The organism is Pseudoroseomonas cervicalis (assembly GCF_030818485.1).
GTDB classification, from domain to species: domain Bacteria; phylum Pseudomonadota; class Alphaproteobacteria; order Acetobacterales; family Acetobacteraceae; genus Pseudoroseomonas; species Pseudoroseomonas cervicalis_A.
In genome coordinates this window covers 681,363-698,105 of sequence record NZ_JAUTAJ010000004.1, presented here as the reverse complement: position 1 = coordinate 698,105, position 16,743 = coordinate 681,363, and the positions used below count along the sequence as shown (strand labels likewise).

Genomic DNA, 16,743 nt, shown 5'->3' with positions numbered 1-16,743 from the left:
GCTGGAGCGCATGGCGCCGCCGGTGCCGACCCGGCCGGATCTGCGGGGCGCGGACGCCTTTGTCTGGCATCCCTCGGCCGAGGGCGCGCCGGCGCGGCTCGCCCCGGTGCCGCGGGTGGCGGCGGTGGAGATCGGGCTGCTGCAGGGCGTCGCGCGGCAGAAGGCGCTGCTGCTGGAGAATACCCTCCGCTTCGCCCGTGGACTGCCGGCCAACAACGCCATGCTGTGGGGCGCGCGCGGCATGGGCAAGTCGTCGCTGGTGAAGGCCGCGCATGCGGCGGCCAATGCCGAGATCCCCGGCAGCCTGGCGCTGATCGAGATCCAGCGCGAGGATATTCGCACCCTGCCGGAGCTGCTGAACATCCTGCGCGACAGCCCGCGCCGCGCCCTGGTGTTCTGCGACGATCTTTCGTTCGAGCGCGAGGACCAGGACTACAAGGCGCTGAAATCGGTGCTCGATGGCGGCATCGAGGGGCGGCCGGCCAATGTTCTGTTCTACGCCACCAGCAACCGCCGCCATCTGATGCCGCGCGACATGATCGAGAATGAGCGCGGCAGCGCCATCAATCCGGGCGAGGCGGTGGAGGAGAAGGTCTCTCTCAGCGACCGTTTCGGGCTGTGGATCGGCTTCCACAATGCCGACCAGGAGACCTTCTTCGCCATGGTCGAGGGCTATGCGAAGGCGCTGAAGCTGCCGATGGAGGGCGAGGCGCTGCGCGCCGCGGCGGTGGAATGGTCGGTGACGCGCGGCGGCCGCTCGGGCCGTGTCGCCTGGCAGTTCATCCTGGACCTGGCCGGGCGGCTCGGCGTCGCCATCCCCGGCTGAGCGCACGGCCCTCGACCTGGGGCCGGTCCTGCCCTAGGTCATGGCCATGAGCGACAGCGACGCCCCGCGCCTCCGCCAGCCCGCCCTGACCCCGGTGCGCGGGGCCCAGAGGCAGGGCCGCGTCTTCCTCAACCCGGACGGGTCGCTCCCCGGCCATGAATTCGGCGCGGTGTGGCGGCTGCTGCGCCAGGGCGGCGGCACGCCCTGGCCCGCCTGGGTGGAGAACCCGGTCTATCCGCCGCCGCCCGAAGCGCCGCCGGGCCAGGCGGTGGTCACCTTCCTCGGCCATGCCAGCTTCCTGATCCGCCTGCCGGGCGGGCCGACGCTGCTGACCGACCCGATCTGGAGCGATCGCTGCTCCCCCTTCCGCTTCGCCGGGCCGAAGCGGGTGCGCGCGCCGGGCCTGGGCTTTGACGCGTTGCCGCCGATCGACGCGGTGCTGCTCAGCCACAATCATTACGACCATTGCGACATTCCGACGCTGAAGCGGCTGCAGCGGCGTTTCGCACCGCGCATCATCACCGGGCTCGGCAATGCGAAGCTGCTGGCGAAGCACGGCATGGAGGATGTGCTGGAGCTGGACTGGTGGCAGCCGGCGCCGCTGCCGAACGGTGCCTGGGCGCATTACGTGCCGGCCCGCCACGCCACGGCGCGCGGCCTTGGCGATCGCGGGCAGACGCTGTGGGGTGGCTTCGTCATCCAGGGGCGCGAGGGCGGGCGGATCTATTTCGCCGGCGACAGCGCCTGGGGCGAGCATTTCCGCGAGATCGGCCACCGGCACGGGCCGTTCGACCTGGCCCTGCTGCCGATCGGCGCCTATGAGCCGCGCTGGTTCATGCGGGCGGTGCATGTGAACCCGGAGGAATCGGTGCGCGCCTTCGGCGATCTGCGCGCGCGGCAGGCGCTGGCGATGCATTTCGGCACCTTCAGGCTGACGCATGAGGCGATCGACGCGCCGGAACGCGCACTGGCCGAGGCGCGCCAGGCGGCGGGGCTGGAGGAGGCGGCGTTCCGCGTGCCGGGCTTCGGCGAGAGCTTCCTGGTGCCGCTGCAGGTGGCGGAGCCGCGCTGAGGGCCGGCGCTTCGGCCCGCAGGGCCGCCGGCGCATCCGTCCATCACGATGTCCAGCCCCAGCTGCGCGATGCCGATCCGGCCGGGGGTTTCTGCGCCAGGGAGAAGGCGGGCGCTACCCTCACCGGGGACTTGCGAAAACCACCCGGGGCGATCCTGGATCCCGGGGCGGCCAGCGCCGGTTCAGCCCGGCGGCGGCAGGGCCGGCAGGCCGGGCGGCAGGGGCGTCTCCGCCGCCGGATCCGGCCGCACGTCTTCCGCGCCGAACAGTGTCCTGCCGGCCGCGGGCGCCGCCGCCAGGGCATTGCCGGCGGCGATGAAGGCGGCATCGCCCAGCGGGGCCGGCTCCGGCGCCAGGGCGCGGGCCGGCAGGCCGACCACCAGGCCGGCACCCTGGCGCGCCGGGCCGGCCGCGCGGCGCGACGGCGACAGCCGGGCGGCGCGCGCCCATTGCGGCGGCAGGGGGCGGATGAGGATGCCGCCCGAGGCGGCGCCATTGTGCAGAGCCATGACCATTCTCCCTGCCCGGCAGGGTAGAACATCACACAATCGTGATAAACAAAATTTTCGGGGCCCTGCCCCGCGCTGCCGTCGGGCCCGCTTTCAGGGCGCGGTGCCGAAGATGCGGTGCTGCACCCGGTCGCCGACGCGGATGTTCAGCCGCTCGGCCGTGCCGGCGGCGAGTTCCAGCGTGGCGCGGACCGGGCCGCGGCTTTCGATGGTGGCCAGGCTGCGCGGCACGGTGCGCTCGGCAATGCGGTGGATGCGGCCATCCTGGGCGATGAACACCATGTCCAGCGAGGTGATGGTGTTCTTCATCCACATGGCGCTTTCGCGCGGCGCGCCCCAGTCGAACAGCATGCCCTCATCGGGCTTCACCTCGGGCCGCCACATCAGCCCGGTCATCTGCTCCTCCGGCTTCACCGCCATCTCGACCGTGAAGGGCAATTGGCGCCCGTCGCGGGTGACGATGGTGAGCGGCTCGGTCGCCAGGCGCGGCTGCGGCGTCTCCTGGGCGGCGGCGGGGAGGGTCATGGCGGCGAGCCCCAGCAGGGCCAGCAGGAATTGGCGGCGCATGGCCGGGATCATGCCACAGCGGCCGGGGGGTCGGGCAGCCCCTCCAGGGTTACGGCTGCGATATGCCGGATCTCGCCGCGCACCGGCCCGGGGCGCGGCGTGTCGCGCAGCGTGGTGAACCAGTGTTCCGGCGGGTTGCGGCCGGCGGCACGGTGGAAGCTCAGCGCGCGCAGCACCGCCTCGGCCCCGGGCGGCAGGCGCTCGGGCGGTTCGCGGCCATCCAGCACACCCCACAGCCCGGCCCAGCAGCGCGCGACCGTCCAGGGATTGTAGCCGCCGCCGCCCAGCACGATCAGCCGCGGCGCCAGCTCCATCACCGCGCGCAGCGCGGCCCAATGCGCGTTGTTGGACAGGCCGAGCTTCGCCAGCGGATCCTCCTCCAGCGCATCGGCGCCGCATTGCAGCATGATCGCCTGCGGCCGCCGGTGGCGGATCAGCGGCAGGATGGCGTGCTGCAACAGATAGAAGAATTCGCTGTCGTTCAGCCCCTGCGGCACCGGCAGGTTGCGCGCATGGCCGCCGGCGCGGTCGTCGAGCGGCCCGGTCTGCGGCCAGCGCCCCGCCTCATGCACCGAGACGGTGAAGACGCGCGGATCGTCCGCGAAGGCGTCCTGCACCCCATCGCCATGATGCGCGTCGATGTCGAGATAGAAGATGTTCTCCAGCCCCTGGTCGCACCAGGCGAGCAGGCCGAGCACCGCGTCGTTCAGGTAGCAGAAGCCGCTGGCGCGGTCCGGCCTTCCGTGATGCGTGCCGCCGCCCGGCACATGCACGGCGCCGCCCTGCGCGGTCAGCCTGGCCGCCAGCAGCACGCCGCCGGCGCTGGTGGCGGGGCGGCGGAAGATCTCGGCATAGACCGGGTTGCCGCGGGCGCCGATGTCGTGGCGGGCGCGCATCGCCTCGGTCGCCTGGCCCAGCGCCTCCGCCTCCTGCAGCGCGGCGATATAGGCGGGGTCGTGGAAGCGGGTCAGCTCCTCCGGGCGCGCCATCGGGCTGTCGATGTAGCGGGCGGGGTCCAGCCAGCCGAGCGCGCGGATCAGGTCCAGCGCGGTGGAGACGCGCGGGATGGCCAGCGGGTGCTTCGGCCCATAGGTCGAGCGGCGATAGATCTCGGAGCCGATCAGCAGCGGCGGGGAGCGCATGCAGCAGGAATGGGGCGTCCTCCGCCAGACGCAAGAGGCGGCCCCGCGGCAGGCCGCAGCGCCCGGAGCAGCGGCCGGCGCCGTTGCCGTCACGCAACTTGCACAAAGCCCGATCCTCGCGCATAGACGGCGCTCGACATCGGGGGGAGCCCGCGGCGCGGGCTGAGAGGCAGGGATGGGCCCTGCGACCCCTAGAACCTGATCCGGGTCATGCCGGCGAAGGGATCGGTGGTGGGCATGCAGCCTTTCTCGGCCGCGCCGGCATCCGGCGCGCCGTCCCTGCGGGTGGAGTTGCCGGGCCTGTCGCTGGGCGGACGGCCCGTGCTCGGGCGCCTGGCGCTCGACTTCGCCGGCGGCCAGGTCACCGCCCTGCTCGGCCCCTCCGGCGTCGGCAAATCCACGCTTCTGCGACTGGTCGCCGGGCTGCTGCCGGCGCCGCCCGGCAGCCGCGTCGCCGCCGGCGATGGCGCGGCGCTGCAGGGCCGCTTCGCCTGGATGGGCCAGCAGGATCTGCTGCTGCCCTGGCGCAGCCTGCTCGGCAATGTCGCCCTCGGCGCCGCGCTGCGCGGCGAGCGGGCGGATGAGGCCCGCGCCCGCGCGCTGATCGCGGCGGTCGGGCTGGAGGGGCGCGAATCGGCAAGGCCGGCGCAGCTTTCGGGCGGCATGCGGCAGCGCGCGGCGCTGGCCCGCACGCTGATGGAGGACCGCCCCTTCGTGCTGATGGACGAGCCCTTCTCGGCGGTGGACGCGCCGACCCGCCACCGGCTGCAGGACCTGGCCGCGACCCTGCTGGAAGGGCGCAGCGTGCTGCTGGTGACGCATGACCCGCTGGAGGCGCTGCGCCTCGCCCACCGCATCCTGGTGCTGCGCCCGGGGCCCGAGGGCGCGCTGCCGGAGGAATTGCCGATGCCGCCCGGGCCGCCCTTGCGCGCCGCGCATGACCCGGCGGTGCTGGCCGCCCAGGCCGCGCTGCTGGAGCGGCTGGCGGCGGCGGCATGAGGGCGCTGCTCGCCGCCATCGGCCTGATGCTGGGCTGGGAAGCCTATGTGCGCCTCTCCGGCGTGCCGCCCTTCCTGCTGCCCTCGCCGCTCAGGGTCGGCACGGTGCTGGTGCAGCGCTGGGACATCCTGTGGGGCCATGCGCTGACCACGCTGACAGAAATCCTGCTCGGCATGGTGCTCGGCAGCCTGGCCGGCATGGCGGTGGCGCTGCTGCTGGCGGCCTGGCGCGGCGGGCGGCGCTGGCTGCTGCCGCTGCTGATCGCCAGCCAGGCCATCCCGGTCTTCGCCATCGCGCCGCTGCTGGTGCTGTGGCTGGGCTTCGGCCTGGCCAGCAAGGTGGCGATGGCCAGCATCATCATCTTCTTCCCCGTCGCCACCGCCTTCTATGACGGGCTGCGGCGCACCGAGCCGGGCTGGCTCGACCTCGCCGCCACCATGGGGGCCAGCCGCCTCGCGGTGCTGTGGCGCATCCGCGTGCCGGCGGCGCTGCCGGGTCTTGCCTCCGGCCTGCGGGTCGCCGCCGCCGTGGCGCCGATCGGCGCGGTGGTGGGGGAATGGGTCGGGGCGTCGTCCGGCCTTGGCTATGTGATGCTGCAGGCCAATGGCCGCAGCCAGACCGACATGATGTTCGCCGCACTCGCCATCCTCGCCAGCATGGCGATGGCGCTGTGGTTCATCACCGACAAGGCGCTGCGGGCGATGCTGCCCTGGCAGCCCGACCAGCTGTCCGACGACACCGGAGGAAAAGCATGAATTCCCTCACCCGCCGCGCCCTGCCGGCGCTGGCCGCGCTCGCCCTGCCCGGGCTGGCCCAGGCCCAGGGCACGGCCCCGGCGACCGCCGCCACCCCGGCCGCCGCCGGCGCCGCGCCGGCGAAGCTGACCCTGCTGCTGGACTGGTTCGTCAACCCGGACCATGCGCCGATCGTGGTGGCGCAGGAGGGCGGCTTCTTCGCCCGCGCCGGGCTCGAGGTGCGCATGATCGCACCGGCCGACCCGAACGACCCGCCGCGGCTGGTGGCGGCGAAGCAGGCCGATCTCGGCGTCTACTATCAGAAGAACCTGCATCTGGCGGTCGATCAGGGGCTGCCGCTGGCCCGTGTCGGCACGCTGGTGGCCACGCCGCTCTCGACGCTCTCGGTGCTGCGCGACGGGCCGATCAAGACGCTGGCCGATCTGCGCGGCAAGCGCATCGGCTTCAGCACGGCGGGGTTCGAGGAGGTGGCGATCGACACCATCCTCGGCACGGTGGGCCTGTCCTCGCGCGATGTGACGCTGGTCAATGTCAATTTCGGCCTGTCCTCGGCGCTGATGGCCGGCCAGGTCGAGGCGATCCTGGGCGGCTTCCGCAATTTCGAGCTGCACCAGCTGGAGATCGAGGGCCGCCCGGGGCGCGCCTTCTACCCCGAGCAGCACGGCATGCCGGTCTATGACGAGCTGATCTATGTGGCGCATCGCGACCGTGCCCAGGACCCGGCGCTGCGCCGCTTCATGGATGCGCTGGAGGGGGCGACCACCTTCCTGGTGAACAATTACGAGGAAAGCTGGCGCATGTTCATCGCCGGCCAGCGGCGCGAGCTGGACAATGAGCTGAACCGCCGCGCCTTCCGCGACACGCTGAACCGCTTCTCGCTGAGCCCGGCGGCGCTGGACGCCAATCGCTACCAGCGCTTCGCCCGCTTCCTGGCGGAGCGGAAGATGATCCGCGAGGTGCCGCCGCTGTCGCGCTACGCGGTGGAGCTGCCGCCGGCCTGAGGCCAGGCGGCCGGGGCCCGGCGGGACATGGCGTGGCGGGGCGTGGCGCCGCGCTTAACCCGGCCTTGGCATTTCGCGCGCAGGGTGAGGCCAGGCGATCCCGCCTGGCCTTTCTGATTCGCCGTGACGTGCCGGACCCTGGATTCGCTGGACAGGGCAATTGTTTCGATAGACAAACAGAATACGTGCTGGACAATAAGACTATTTTCCTATAGACCAGCGCCGGGATCGGATCGAGCAACCCTTCACCTCATCGGCCGGAGGTCCGCCCCATGCTGTCCATTTCCCAGCTCCGCCAGGTCTATCCGCAGGCCGAGCAGGCGCATCTCGAGGCCTTCGCCGAGCAGGGCGCGGCGCTGTTCCGCCGCACCGGCCTCGATGCCTTCCGCCAGCGCTGCCATTTCTTCCTGGCCCAGCTCGGCCATGAATCGAACGGGCTGCAGGCGGGGGAGGAGAATCTGAACTACTCCGTGCCGCGGCTGATGCAGGTCTGGCCCGGCCGCTTCCCGACGCCCGAGGCGGCGCAGCCCTATGCCTTCCAGCCGGAGAAGCTGGGGAATTTCGTCTATGGCGGGCGGATGGGCAACCAGCAGCCGGGCGATGGCCATCGCTATCGCGGCCGCGGCTATATCCAGCTGACCGGGCGGGACGCCTATCAGCAGGTGGGCAGGCGCTGCGGCCTGCCGCTGGAGGCGGAGCCGGAGCTGGCGCTGCAGCCGCGCCACGCCCTGGCCGTCGCCTGCGGCTTCTGGGAGTGGAAGAAGCTGAACGCGCTGTGCGACCAGGGCGATTTCATCGGCCTGACCAAGCGCATCAATGGCGGGCTGACCGGGCTGCAGGACCGCTATGACTGGCTCGACCGCGTGCAGCGCGCCGTGCCCTGGCAGGATCCGGGCCCCGTCTCGCTGGCCATCGAGGACATCAAGGCGGTGCAGCAGGGGCTGAAGGCGCGCGGCCTCTATGCCGGGTCGATCGACGGCATATTGGGCCCGCTCAGCCGCCAGGGCATCGCGACGCTCAGGGCGGAGGAGAAGCTGCCGCCGGGCGGGCTCGACCGCTCGGTGCTCGACGTGCTCGGGCTGTAGCAGCCGGCGGCCGGCGCGGGGCCCCGGCCCCGCGCCGCGCGGCCCTCACCGATCCTGCGGCATGCCCTGCGGCACGATGGTCTTCACCAGCGTCGAATCCAGCGCCTCATACTCGTGATAGGCGATGGTCTCGTACAGCTCGGCGCGGGTCTGCATGCGGCCGACCATGGCATGGGTGCCGCCTTCCTTGCCGATGCTGGCATAGAGCTCCTCCATCGCGCGCGCCGCGATGCGCAGATGGCTCACCGGCCAGATCACCATGGAATAGCCCATGGCCTGGAATTCCTCGGCGGTGAAGAAGGGCGTGCGGCCGAATTCGGTCATGTTGGCCAGCAGCTTCACCCCGGGCATGCGGCGGGCGAACTCCTCGAACATCTCCCGCGTGGTCAGCGCCTCGGGGAAGATCGCATCCGCCCCGGCCTCCAGATACAGCTTCGCGCGGGCCACGGCGCCATCCATGCCCTCGCTGGCCGCGGCATCGGTGCGGGCGATCAGGTAGAGATGCCTGCGCGCCTTGCGGGCGGCGGCGACCTTGGCCGCCATGTCGCGCGCATCGGCCAGCTTCTTGTCGTTCAGATGGCCGCATTTCTTCGGCAGCAGCTGGTCCTCGAGATGCACGGCCGCGGCGCCGGCCTCCTCGAAGCTGCGCACCATGTGCATGACGTTCAGCGCCTCGCCATAGCCGGTGTCGCCATCGACCAGCACCGGCAGCTGCGTGGCGCGCGCCACCTGGCGGATATGCCAGGCCACGTCATCCACCGTGATCATGCCGAGATCGGGCAGGCCCATGGTGGCCGACATGGCGGCGCCCGACATGTACAGCGCCTCGAACCCCGCCCGCTTCGCCAGCAGGCCGGCGATGCCGAGATGCGCCCCCGGCATGCGCAGGATCTGCGGCCGCTCCAGCAGCGCGCGGAAGCGCTGCCCGGCGGGGGCGTCCGGCAGGTCGTCGGCGATCACGTAAGGCATGGACGGTTTTCTCCCTCGGGGATTGGGCTCAGAAGAAGAGCAGCGTGGCCAGGATGAAGGTCGGGATCAGGAAGACCAGCGCCCAGCCGCAATAGCCGAAGAAGCTCGGCATGCGCACACCCTGCTCCTCGACGATCGCCTTGACCATGAAGTTGGGCGCATTGCCGATATACGAGTTGGCGCCCATGAACACGGCGCCGCAGGAGATGGCGGCCAGCGTCAGCGCGCCCTGCCCCATCAGCGCCTGCGCATCGCCGCCGGCCAGGTTGAAGAACACCAGATAGGTCGGCGCATTGTCGAGGAAGGAGGAGAGCGCGCCGGTCAGCCAGAAATACACCCAGGGGATGGGCTGGCCCTGCGCGTCCGAGGTCAGCGCCACCAGCCCGCCCAGTGGCCCGGCCGCGCCCGCCTTCAGCATCGCCAGCACCGGCGCCATGGTCAGGAAGATGGCGGCGAACAGCTTCGCCACCTCCAGGATGGCGCCCCAGGTGAAGCCGTTCTCCTCGCGCAGCCGGGCGGGCGTCAGCGCCACCGAGGCAAGCGTGATGGCCAGGAACAGCGCCATGGCCACCAGCCGCTCGATGCCCACCGCCTGGCCGAGCAGCGTCACCTCGCCCGGCTGCCACAGCCCCTGCATCAGCACGCCGAGCACCACCAGCCCGATCAGCCCGATATTCACCCAGCCCTCGATGCCGAAGCGCTCGGCCGGCGCGGCCTCGGGGCCCGGCGGCGGCGGCTCGACCGGGGTGGCGGGGACGCGGCCGGCGGCGCCGGGCTGCTCCTTCGCATAGGCCCAGCTGTCGATCAGCCAGTACACCGCCAGCAGCAGCAGGGCGCAGAACAGGAATTGCGGCAGCAGATGCGTGGTCGGCCAGAAGAAGGACACGCCCTTGAGGAAGCCGAGATAGAGCGGCGGGTCGCCGAGCGGGGTCAGGCTGCCGCCGATATTGCTCACCAGGAAGATGAAGAAGACGAAGCTGTGCATCTTCCGGCGCCGTCCGGCATTGGCCCGGAGCAGCGGGCGGATCAGCACCATGGACGCGCCGGTGGTGCCCATGACGCTGGCGATGGCGGTGCCGACCGCCAGCAGCGCCGTGTTGGTGGCGGGGGTGCCGACCAGGTTGCCCTTCAGCAGCACGCCGCCGCCGGCGGTGTAGAGGGCGAGGAGCAGGGTGATGAAGGGCAGGTATTCGCCGACCAGCACATGGCTGAACTCGGCCCAGGCGGCGCCCGGCCCGAACACCACGGCGAAGGGCAGCAGGAACAGCGCCGTCCAGCCGGCGGCGATCTTGCCGTAATGGTGATGCCAGAGATGGCCGGCCAGCAGCGGCAGCAGCGCGATCGACAGCAGCACGCCGGCAAAGGGCAGCGCCCAGGCCAGGGACAGGGCATGCGCGCCCTCCGCCGCCCAGGCCGGGGCGGCCGGCAGCAGGAGGGCCAGCGCCAGCAGCGGGATCCGGCCGCATGGACGGGGGATACCCGCCCCCTGTTCCGCCGGCGCCTGGCGCCCTCCTGGCAGCATCGGCATGCGATCCCCTCCTGCACGGCCCGGCCACGCCCGGCGGCCGGGATCCCTCTTCCCCTGGCCTTGCCCCCTACACAATCCCCGCCCCCCGCGCCACCCGGCCCCCTGGCCCGGCGGCCGTCCGGGCGGGCGGCTGGCCGCCCCGGCCGCGCCGCGCGGCCCGGGGTGCCCTTCCCCAAGGCGCCCCGGCGCCTTAGCTTCACCCCCTGACCCCTGGGAGAACAGCGATGGAAATGACCGGAGAACGGCGCATCGAGGCGCCACGCCAGACCGTCTGGGAAGGCCTGAACGACCCGGAGATCCTGCGCGCCGCGATCCCGGGCTGCGAATCGGTCGAGCGCACGGGCGATGATTCCTTCCAGGCCCGCGTCGCCCTGAAGATCGGCCCGATGGCGGCCAAGTTCGCCGGCAAGGTGCAGCTCTCCAACATCAACCCGCCCGCCTCCTACACCATCTCCGGCGAGGGCAATGGCGGCGCCATGGGCTTCGCCAAGGGCGGCGCCGATGTGGCGCTGGAGGAGGAAGGCCCGCAGGCCACGCTGCTGCGCTACGCCGTCAAGGCGCAGGTCGGCGGCAAGATGGCGCAGCTCGGCGCGCGGCTGATCGACAGCACCGCCAAGCAGATGGCCGACCAGTTCTTCGACCGCTTCGCCGCCGCCGTGGTGCAGCAGCCGGTCGCGTCCGCCAATGCCGAGGAGCGGCTGGCCGCCGCCACCCTCGCCGCGCCGCGCATGGGCGACACGGTGCTGGGCGGCACCGGCCCGCTGCACCCGGATGCCGAGAAGGTGGATGCCCGCCCCGCGCCGCGCCCGGCCGCGCCGGCGGCGGCGCCGATCTCGATCTTCGCGCTGATGCCCTCCGAGCTGTTCGGCCTGCCGCTGCTGTTCTGGGGCGGCTCGGCGGTGTTCGTGGTGATCCTGTTCCTGCTCTTCGTGCTGGGCTGAGCATGAGCGCGACGCTGCCCGGTTCGGTCGCCGAGACCGAGCGCCTGCTGGAGGCCGGCGGCTATGTCGCCGACCGGGCGCTCGCCACCACCATCTTCCTGGCGCTCTCCATGGGCCGGCCGCTCTTCCTGGAGGGCGAGCCCGGCACCGGCAAGACGGAGATCGCCAAGGTGCTGGCCGCCGGCCTCGGCCGGCGGCTGGTGCGGCTGCAATGCTATGACGGGCTGGACCTCTCGGCCGCCGCCTATGAGTGGAACCATGCCCGCCAGCTGATGGCGATCCGCCTGGCCGAGGCCGCCGGCGAGACCGACCGGGCGCGGCTGGAGGCCGGCATCTATGACCGCCGCTTCCTGCAGGAGCGGCCGCTGCTGGCGGCGCTGTCCGGCCCGCCCGCCGTGCTGCTGATCGACGAGCTGGACCGCGCCGACGAGCCCTTCGAGGCCTTCCTGCTGGAGATCCTGGCCGATTTCCAGCTCACCATCCCGGAGCTCGGCACGGTCAAGGCGGCGACGCCCCCCATCGTGGTGCTGACCAGCAACCGCACGCGTGAGGTGCATGACGCCATCCGCCGCCGCTGCCTCTACCATTGGGTCGACTACCCCGATGCGGTGCGCGAGCGCGCCATCCTGGCCCGCCGCCTGCCCGGCCTGCCGGAGGCGCTCTCGGCCCAGGTGGTGGCCTTCGTCCAGGCGCTGCGCTCGGGCGATTTCTTCAAGTATCCGGGGGTGGCCGAGACCATCGACTGGGCCGCCGCGCTGCAGGCGCTGGAGGCGCGCGAGCTGGACCCGCCGCTGGTCGATGAGACGCTGGGCGCGCTGCTGAAATACCAGGACGACATCGCCAAGCTGCGCGGCGCCGAGGCGGCGAAGCTGGTCGAGGCCGTGCGCGCCCCCGCCACCCCCGCCATGCCGTTCTGAGCCCATGAGCGGGGCGCTCGCCGCCAATCTGCTGGGTTTCGGGCGGATGCTGCGCCGCGCCGGCCTGCCGCTCGGCCCGGCCGAGCTGCTGGCGGGCGCCGAGGCGCTGACCCGCATCGAGCTGGGCGACCGGCGCGAGGTGCGCGCCGCGCTCCGCGCCACGCTGGTGCACCGGCACGAGCACCAGGAGATCTTCGACCACGCCTTCGCGCTGTGGTGGCGCGACCCGGAGGCCGGCCGCCACGCCGCCGCCATGGATGCGCTGAACCGTGGCAAGGAACCGCCCAAGCCGCCCCCGGGCGGCCGCCGCCTGGCCGAGGCCCTGCCCGGCAGCCGCACCCCGCCCGCCGCCCCGCCGCCACCCGAGGAACGGCGCATCGAGGCGACGATGACGGTCAGCGCCAGCGAGGCGCTGCGGAAGATGGATTTCGAGGCGATGAGCGCCGCCGAGTTGGCCACCGCCCGGGCCGAGATCCGCCGCCTTTCCCTGCCGCTGGACCACCGCCCGACGCGCCGCTTCCGCCCGCACCCTTCCGGCGCGCGCGCCGACCTCCGCGCCACTTTGCGCGCCAGCCTGCGCCAGGGCGGCGAGATCACCGCGCTGCGCCGCAGCCAGCGCGTGGTGCGGCCGCCACCGCTGGTGGTGCTCTGCGACATTTCCGGCAGCATGGGGCGCTATGCGCAGATCCTGCTGCATTTCATCCATGCGGTGACCAATGACCGCGACCGCGTCGCCGCCTTCCTGTTCGGCACCAGGCTCACCAACATCACCCGCCAGCTGCGCCACCGCGACGCCGAGGTGGCCTTCGAGCTGGTCGGCCACGCGGTGCAGGACTGGTCGGGTGGCACCCGCATCGGCGCGGCGCTGGAGCTGTTCAACCGGCAATGGTCGCGCCGCGTGCTGGGCCAGGGCGCGGTGGTGCTGCTGATCACCGACGGGCTGGAGCGCGGCGACGCCGCCGACCTGGCCCGGCTGGCGGCGGCCACCGAGCGGCTGCGCAACTCCTGCCGCCGGCTGATCTGGCTGAACCCGCTGCTGCGCTATGCCGGGTTCCAGCCGCGGCCGCAGGGGGTGCGCACCATGCTCCCCCTGGTGCATGAGCACCGTCCGGTCCACAACATCGACAGCCTGCGCGCGCTGGTGGCGAGCCTTTCCGCCCCGGCGCCGCGCGGCGTTGCGGGAGGTATGGCATGAGCGACCAGGAGGACATCCTCGGCACCGCCGAGGCCTGGCTGAAGCAGGGCGAGACCGTTGCCCTGGCCACCGTGGTGGAGACCTGGGGCAGTTCGCCGCGCCCGGCGGGCTCGCATCTGGCGGTCACCGCCTCGGGCCGGCTGGCCGGCAGCGTCTCCGGCGGCTGCATCGAGGGCGCGGTGGCGGACGCCGCCCGCGCCACCATGGCGAGCGGCACGCCGCAGCTGCTGGATTTCGGCATCAGCGACGAGCGCGCCTGGGAGGTGGGCCTGGCCTGCGGCGGCAAGCTGAAGGTCTTTGTCGAGAAGCTCGAACCGGGACAGCCCGAACCGGGACAGGCGGCATGAAGGCGGCGCTGCTCGCCCGGCTGCAGGCGGCGCGCGCCGAGGGCCGCCCGGTCGCGGTGCTGACGCGCCTCTCCGACGGCGCCCAGCACCTGCACCCCGAGGATTCCATGCCCGAGGCGCTGCGCGCCGCGGCCGAGGCGGCGCTGGCCGGCGATGCGGCCGCGACGCTCACCGAGGGCAATGAGAGCTGGTTCGTGCAGCCGCACAATCCGCGGCTGCGGCTGATCGTGGTCGGCGCCGTGCACATCGCCCAGGCGCTGGTGCCGATGGCGGTGGGGCTCGGCTATGCCGTCACCGTGGTGGATCCGCGCCGCGCCTTCGCCACCGAGGAACGCTTCGGCGCCGGCGTCACCCTGGTCGATGACTGGCCGGATGAGGCGATGGCGCGCCTGGCCCCGGATTCCCGCAGCGCCGTGGTGACGCTGACCCACGACCCGAAGCTGGACGACCCGGCGCTCGAGGTCGCCTTGCGCTCCCCCGCCTTCTATGTCGGCGCGCTGGGCAGCCGGCGCACCCATGCCAAGCGCCTGGCGCGGCTGGCCGAGGCGGGGCTGACCGAGGCCGAATGCGCGCGCATCGCCGCCCCCATCGGCCTGTCCATCGGCGCCGTCACCGCGCCGGAAATCGCCCTCTCCATCATGGCCGAGATCGTGGCGCGGCGCCGCGGCGCCGCCCTCGGCACCAGGAACAGCGCATGATCTTCGGCCCCACCCCGCTCGATGCCGCGCAGGGCGCGGTGCTGGCGCACACGCTGCGCCTCCCCGGCCGTGTCCTGAAGAAGGGCACGGTGCTGGATGCCGAGGCGATCGAGGCGCTGCGCGCCGCCGGCAAGCGGGAGGTGGTGGCCGCCCGGCTGGAATCCGGCGACGTGCCGGAGGACGAGGCCGCCCACCGGCTGGGCGAGGCGCTGCTGGGTCCGCTGCTGGCCCGCTCCCGCGCCGCGACGGGCCGGGTGAACATGCTGGCCGATGCCGCCGGACTGCTGGTGGTGAACGAGGCGCTGATCCACCGGCTGAACGCGCTGGACGAAAGCATCACCCTGGCCACCCTGCCGAACCACACCCCGGTCACCGCGCGGGAGATGCTGGCGACGGTGAAGATCATCCCCTTCGCCGTGCCGGGCGGCGTGCTGCAGGTGGCGGAGGCCGTGGCGCGCAGCGGCCGCGCCCTCGCCATCCACCCCTTCCGCCCGCTGAAGGTCGGGCTGGTGCTGACCGAGCTGCCCGGGCTCAAGGAAAGCATCATGGAGGGCGCGGTGGAGGCGACGGAGGCCCGCGTCACCGCGCTGGCCGGCCAGCTGCTGCCGCCCGAGCGCTGCCGGCACGAGGAAGGCGCCATCGCCGAGGCGCTGGCCCGGCTGAAGCGCGCCGGCGCCGAGCTGCTGCTGATCGCCGGGGCGTCCGCCGTGGTCGACCGGCGCGATGCCGGCCCCGCCGCCATCACCCGCGCCGGCGGCACGATCGAGCATTTCGGCATGCCGGTGGATCCGGGCAACCTGCTCTGCCTGGGCCGCATCGGCGAGATCCCGGCCCTGGTGCTGCCCGGCTGCGCCCGCAGCCCGAAGCTGAACGGCTTCGACTGGGTGCTGCAGCGGCTCTTCGCCGGCCTGCCGGTGGCCAGCGCCGAGATCGCCCGCATGGGCGTGGGCGGGCTGCTGAAGGAGATCGAGACCCGGCCCCTGCCGCGCGATTCCGCCCCGCGCGCCCAGGCCCCCGGCGCCGCGCCGCGCCGGCCGCGCCAGGTGGCGGCGCTGGTGCTGGCCGCCGGCCGTTCCCGCCGCATGGCGCCGCTGAACAAGCTGATGGTGACCGACCAGAAGGGCATGCCGATGGTCGCCCGCGTCGTCGCCAATGTGCTGGACAGCCGCGCCCGCCCGGTCGTGGTCGTCACCGGCTATGAGCGCGAGCGGGTGGAGGAGGCGCTGTCCGGCCGCCCGGTGCTCTTCGCCCAGACCGAGGATTACAACCAGGGCCTCTCCGGCTCGCTGAAGGCGGGGCTGGCCGCCCTGCCGCCGGAGGCCGAGGGCGTCATCGTCTGCCTGGGCGACATGCCGCTGGTCACCGGCGCCATGCTGGACCGGCTGATGGCCGCCTTCGACCCGGAGGAAGGCCGCGCCATCGTCATGCCGACCTTCCGCGGCAAGCAGGGCAACCCGATGCTCTGGGCGCGGGAATTCATCCCCGAGATGCTGCAGATCACCGGCGATGTCGGCGCCCGCCACCTGGCCGGCAAATATGCCGACCGGGTGCATGAGGTGGAGATGGCCGACGACGCCGTGCTGCGCGATTTCGACACCACCGACGCGCTGCGCCTCTCCCCGGATTTCGGCGGCAAGGGCTGAGCGGGGGGATGATCCTGATCGCGCTCGGCGCCAATCTGCCGGGGCGGGACGGCGCCGCCCCGCGCGCGACCTGCGAGGCGGCGGTCGATGCCATGGCCCGCATCCCGGGGCTGGCCGTGCAGGCGGTCTCCGCCTGGTGGGAGACGGCGCCCGAGCCGCCCAGCCCCGGCGCGCCCTGGTATGTCAACGGCGTCGCCCGCTGCGAGGGCACGCTGGACCCGGCCGCGCTGCTGGCCGCGCTGCAGGCGATCGAGGATGCGGCGGGGCGGGAGCGGCCCTACCCCAACGCGCCCCGCACGCTCGACCTCGATATCATCGCCATGGGCGAGGCAGTGCGGGAGTCGCCGGACCCGATCCTGCCGCATCCGCGCGCGCATCTGCGCCGCTTCGTGCTGCAGCCTTTGTCGGAAGTGGCGCCGGGCTGGGTGCATCCGCAGCTCGGGCAGAGTGTCGAGGCGCTGCTGGCGGAACTGCCGGAAGCAGGGATGAGGAAAATCAGCAAGTAAGGATTCTTTTTTGGAAAAAAGAACCAAAAAACTTTTGTCTGTC

General features: G+C 72.6%; 18 protein-coding genes and 1 riboswitch. Of the genes, 13 read left to right on the top strand and 5 right to left on the bottom strand.

What is annotated here, in order from left to right; translation table 11 throughout:
- Positions 1–10: 10 nt before the first annotated feature.
- Both QE401_RS07145 and QE401_RS07140 read left to right on the top strand, forming a co-directional pair.
- Positions 11–826, top strand: a complete 816-nt coding sequence (locus QE401_RS07145; RefSeq protein WP_307140195.1) for an ATP-binding protein — start codon at positions 11–13, stop codon at positions 824–826.
- A 46-nt stretch (positions 827–872) separates the two neighbouring features.
- A complete protein-coding gene (locus tag QE401_RS07140) occupies positions 873–1,898 on the top strand; it encodes an MBL fold metallo-hydrolase (protein WP_307137554.1) in 1,026 nt (341 codons plus the stop codon).
- A gap of 182 nt (positions 1,899–2,080) precedes the next feature.
- Here the strand turns inward: QE401_RS07140 and QE401_RS07135 are convergent, their stop codons facing one another.
- From QE401_RS07135 to QE401_RS07125, 3 genes are all read right to left on the bottom strand, one after another.
- On the bottom strand, positions 2,081–2,407 hold the full coding sequence (locus tag QE401_RS07135) for a hypothetical protein (protein ID WP_307137553.1): 327 nt from the start codon (positions 2,405–2,407) through the stop codon (positions 2,081–2,083).
- Between the two features lie 93 nt (positions 2,408–2,500).
- Positions 2,501–2,974: a DUF192 domain-containing protein gene (locus QE401_RS07130; RefSeq protein ID WP_307137552.1), complete on the bottom strand. Its 474-nt coding sequence runs from the start codon at positions 2,972–2,974 to the stop codon at positions 2,501–2,503.
- Positions 2,975–2,982: 8 nt separating this feature from the next.
- A complete protein-coding gene (locus tag QE401_RS07125) occupies positions 2,983–4,116 on the bottom strand; it encodes an acetoin utilization protein AcuC (protein WP_307137551.1) in 1,134 nt (377 codons plus the stop codon).
- A 132-nt stretch (positions 4,117–4,248) separates the two neighbouring features.
- Positions 4,249–4,359: riboswitch (TPP riboswitch) on the top strand.
- Here QE401_RS07125 and QE401_RS07120 point away from each other — a divergent pair.
- The 4 genes from QE401_RS07120 to QE401_RS07105 all read left to right on the top strand — a co-directional run bounded on the left by QE401_RS07120 (position 4,327) and on the right by QE401_RS07105 (position 7,956).
- On the top strand, positions 4,327–5,115 hold the full coding sequence (locus QE401_RS07120) for an ABC transporter ATP-binding protein (protein WP_307137550.1): 789 nt from the start codon (positions 4,327–4,329) through the stop codon (positions 5,113–5,115). (Overlaps the previous riboswitch by 33 nt.)
- Positions 5,112–5,870 (top strand): ABC transporter permease, encoded by a 759-nt coding sequence (locus tag QE401_RS07115; protein WP_307137549.1) that lies wholly within the window; start codon positions 5,112–5,114, stop codon positions 5,868–5,870. Before QE401_RS07120 ends, QE401_RS07115 begins: the two co-directional genes overlap by 4 nt.
- Positions 5,867–6,871, top strand: a complete 1,005-nt coding sequence (locus QE401_RS07110; RefSeq protein ID WP_307137548.1) for an ABC transporter substrate-binding protein — start codon at positions 5,867–5,869, stop codon at positions 6,869–6,871. Before QE401_RS07115 ends, QE401_RS07110 begins: the two co-directional genes overlap by 4 nt.
- A 272-nt stretch (positions 6,872–7,143) precedes the next feature.
- A complete protein-coding gene (locus QE401_RS07105) occupies positions 7,144–7,956 on the top strand; it encodes a hypothetical protein (protein WP_307137547.1) in 813 nt (270 codons plus the stop codon).
- Positions 7,957–8,001: 45 nt separating this feature from the next.
- On the opposite strand, the gene prpB is transcribed toward QE401_RS07105, so the two are convergent.
- Positions 8,002–8,925 carry a methylisocitrate lyase gene (prpB, locus tag QE401_RS07100; protein ID WP_307137546.1) on the bottom strand — a complete coding sequence of 308 codons (924 nt, stop codon included), beginning with the start codon at positions 8,923–8,925 and terminating at the stop codon, positions 8,002–8,004.
- Between the two features lie 28 nt (positions 8,926–8,953).
- Positions 8,954–10,453: a sodium:proton antiporter gene (locus QE401_RS07095; RefSeq protein ID WP_307137545.1), complete on the bottom strand. Its 1,500-nt coding sequence runs from the start codon at positions 10,451–10,453 to the stop codon at positions 8,954–8,956.
- 224 nt (positions 10,454–10,677) lie between these two features.
- On the opposite strand from QE401_RS07095, the gene QE401_RS07090 reads away from it, so the two are divergent.
- From QE401_RS07090 to folK, 7 genes are read left to right on the top strand one after another with little or no spacing between them, the layout of a single operon-like run.
- Positions 10,678–11,394, top strand: a complete 717-nt coding sequence (locus QE401_RS07090) for an SRPBCC family protein (protein ID WP_307137544.1) — start codon at positions 10,678–10,680, stop codon at positions 11,392–11,394.
- A gap of 2 nt (positions 11,395–11,396) precedes the next feature.
- Positions 11,397–12,311, top strand: coding sequence for an AAA family ATPase (locus QE401_RS07085; RefSeq protein WP_307137543.1), 915 nt, complete (start codon positions 11,397–11,399; stop codon positions 12,309–12,311).
- Between the two features lie 4 nt (positions 12,312–12,315).
- Positions 12,316–13,506, top strand: coding sequence for a vWA domain-containing protein (locus QE401_RS07080; RefSeq protein WP_307137542.1), 1,191 nt, complete (start codon positions 12,316–12,318; stop codon positions 13,504–13,506).
- Positions 13,503–13,853 (top strand): XdhC family protein, encoded by a 351-nt coding sequence (locus QE401_RS07075; RefSeq protein ID WP_307137541.1) that lies wholly within the window; start codon positions 13,503–13,505, stop codon positions 13,851–13,853. The genes QE401_RS07080 and QE401_RS07075 overlap by 4 nt, the downstream gene beginning before the upstream one ends.
- Positions 13,850–14,551, top strand: coding sequence for an XdhC family protein (locus QE401_RS07070; protein ID WP_307137540.1), 702 nt, complete (start codon positions 13,850–13,852; stop codon positions 14,549–14,551). The genes QE401_RS07075 and QE401_RS07070 overlap by 4 nt, the downstream gene beginning before the upstream one ends.
- Positions 14,548–16,194, top strand: coding sequence for an NTP transferase domain-containing protein (locus tag QE401_RS07065; protein ID WP_307137539.1), 1,647 nt, complete (start codon positions 14,548–14,550; stop codon positions 16,192–16,194). Before QE401_RS07070 ends, QE401_RS07065 begins: the two co-directional genes overlap by 4 nt.
- A gap of 8 nt (positions 16,195–16,202) precedes the next feature.
- Entirely contained in the window at positions 16,203–16,700 is a 498-nt protein-coding gene (folK, locus tag QE401_RS07060; RefSeq protein ID WP_307137538.1) for a 2-amino-4-hydroxy-6-hydroxymethyldihydropteridine diphosphokinase, read from the top strand.
- The last annotated feature ends 43 nt before the right edge of the window (positions 16,701–16,743 follow it).